Annotated in this window: 2 protein-coding genes; one reads left to right on the top strand and one right to left on the bottom strand. The window is 30.4% G+C overall.

The features are described 5' to 3' along the window. On the top strand, positions 1–1,542 hold a 1,542-nt coding region (locus tag ABEW34_RS31615; protein WP_430165761.1), incomplete at its 5' end, for a pentapeptide repeat-containing protein. Positions 1,543–1,560: 18 nt separating this feature from the next. Here the strand turns inward: ABEW34_RS31615 and ABEW34_RS31610 are convergent. Then, the coding region (locus ABEW34_RS31610; protein WP_430165758.1) for an aminotransferase class I/II-fold pyridoxal phosphate-dependent enzyme at positions 1,561–2,784 on the bottom strand (1,224 nt) is incomplete at its 5' end.

The following is a 2,784-nucleotide window of genomic DNA, read 5'->3' as shown; positions in this document are numbered from 1 at the left end:
ATAAATTATTTGGAGGTTTTGTATATGGATAGTCTAATAAATAGCTCCTCTATTTTCACTGATAATGGAAAAAATAGTAGAGAGAAAGAGAATTTCAGAAATGTACACTTTAAAAACGTGAATTTACCTAGTTATGGCGAGTCTTTTTCCTTCTATCGCTCGGATTTTAGGGGAGCCCGTTTTGAAAACTGTAACTTTAGTAAAGTTAATTTAGATATGGCTGATTTTATAGATGCTTCATTTCATGAGGTAATATTTAATGATTCTACTTGGGGGAGCTCAGAAATCAAGAATTGTTATTTTAATAATGTGACTTTTAATAATAATTCTTATCAGTCTTCATTACAAAAAAGTATATTTTTTAATTGTGTTTTTATTAATGAACAGTTTGATGCAAGCGCACACGATCTTGTGTTTGAAAATTGCCGTTTTGAAAACTGTGATTTTGAAGGCTCTACTTTCGAAGATATTCAATTTATTAACACTACATTTCTTAATTGCGAATTATCCACTATGCATGCTGAAAACTTCACGTTTGAGCATTGCGAGCTGAATAATGTTTATTGGGGGATTGAGTATTGGTTTTCTTATTTTTTCTACAAGACTCAAATGAATCGTATTAAATTAAAGTACAGAGGTAAGGAGATAGATTTGGCAAGAGATAAAGAAATCTTAAATCATTTTCTTGAAAATCTTTTGGCTCAAGAAAGTTATTTTGAATATTTTAATGTTAGAATCTTACTTAAATTATTTTCGGGAGAAACAAACAGGATACAAATTACAGAAGATTTGAAAAATTTCCGAATGGCTTTTGAAAAGTTATTGATCCATCCGAATTTGCTTTGGAGAAAGAAGCAAGTTACTGGGATTTTTAAATTGCTAGAATTTTATGCTTTCAGGGATAATTTTTACTTGTACGATACGATGTGTTTATTGGAATATTTCAATGTTGTAGATTTAACTCCATTATCTATTTCGGAAAAAATAGAAATTAAATCAGAAATATTTAAGCTTAATGAGCGATTTATAGAATGTCCATTTGAGTATGATCAAATATTAGCTTTGCCTGATGATTATTATATTTCATCCAGTATAAGGCTTGATTTTGAAGATAAGGCTGAAGCTGAAGCCTTTTTGGAGAAAGTCTTTGAGCTATTAATGGACTTTGGAAACTATAAACTAGATCAGCCATACACTATAATGAATACTAAAAAGGGCTCATGGGTTTTTGAAATCTTAGCTAGTTCTGTATTAATTGTCATGCTATTAAAAGTTTTAAAAGGAAGTGTATCCTTTATGATCGATGCAAAAGCAAGAATTGAGTTCAATTCAATTGTCTTGAAAGGATTGCAGGACCCGAATGCACTTTCTGATTTGCAAATGGACAGAACTATAAAATATGCAAAATTACTTCAAAGTACTGGAGTAATGACAACAAAAAATTTCAAACCAGAAATTATTGAATGGAATGAACTTTCAAAATTATTATCTGCAACAGTGAACTTATCTAATAAAGATGGTAACAATTCTAATGATGTTTAATATTATTAAAATAGATTGTTAAGGAAACAAAGCTCTTAAACGGTTAATTGATTTAAAGAGTTTTGCTTTATCTGCAAGCAAGTTTACCCTAAAGCTGTAGTATTCATCATTTGAATAATGGAATAAGGATGTAGGTAGCGTAATAATTTCTGCTTTGTCTAATAAAAAATTAAAAATATCTTTCTCGTTATCTAGACCAAGTTTTACTTTGGGAATATGTAGGCAAGTGAAATAACCAGAATCAGTTTTTGATAGATACATTGCAGATCCTTGTATGATGGATTGTATTAAATTGTAATGATTCATAGCGTTTTCAATGTTTTTATGTATACATTCCGTAAGGTAGGCTTGGTTATCAGCAGAGTAGAATTCATTTATTAAATTAATTTGGGTTATACAGAAACTTCCGGTAACGTATAGGGAATAACTCTCTAAATTTCTAATAAAACTAGGTGAAGAAAAGACCATTGAGACTTTATTTCCATTTAAACCAACTCTTTTAGTTATAGAATCTATGTAAATATGTTTTTCTAGTCTAGCTATAATTTCAAGCTTCTGTAAATTGAAATATATATTGCTGATAGTAGTCGAACTGTTCCACTCACAACAGCCATACATATTATCAACGAGTAACCAAATATTCAATTCAACACAACAATTAGCTATGAAACTGTAAAATTCTATAGGAACAGATCTACCCATTGAAAAAATAGGATCTATTAAAATTATCGCTTCAATTTCTTTTGTCTCGAGTAATTTTTTTAACGAATCAAAATCAAAATTTTCATGTCCATCATATGCGCAGTGGGTTATTTGGCAGTCTAGGTACCTTAAAAGTGCTGGATATAGAAAATAGGTTGGGCTTAAAAGTAAAAAGTTTTTCACATTTTTCGAAAGAACCGTTAATGCTGAATGAATTGCACTAGTTCCATTACTGCAGATTGCAATATTTTCAATGTTGTAGTTTAGTTCTTCAATATGTGACAGTACTATTGATTTTGGCAGTTCATGAACGTCGTCAGAAAGATTATATTGATAAACCTGATTTTTGGAATTATCAAATATTGAGTCTATTAAACTTTGCGGCTTATGAAGATGTTGAAAATCAAGATCCCAATCGGAGATGAAGAAGGCGGGCGGCTTACCACCCAAGCCTTGTTTGCTTTTGACAGAGAATATCCAGTCAAACAGTGGTTCGGCTTCAATGATGTTGATAATAGTGAAAACCTCCAAATAATTTAT

It is taken from the genome of Paenibacillus algorifonticola, from assembly GCF_050481745.1.
Taxonomy (GTDB): Bacteria; Bacillota; Bacilli; order Paenibacillales; family Paenibacillaceae; genus Pristimantibacillus; species Pristimantibacillus algorifonticola_A.
Note: the sequence above shows the minus strand (reverse complement) of the source record. Positions and strands in the feature narration are given on the sequence as shown.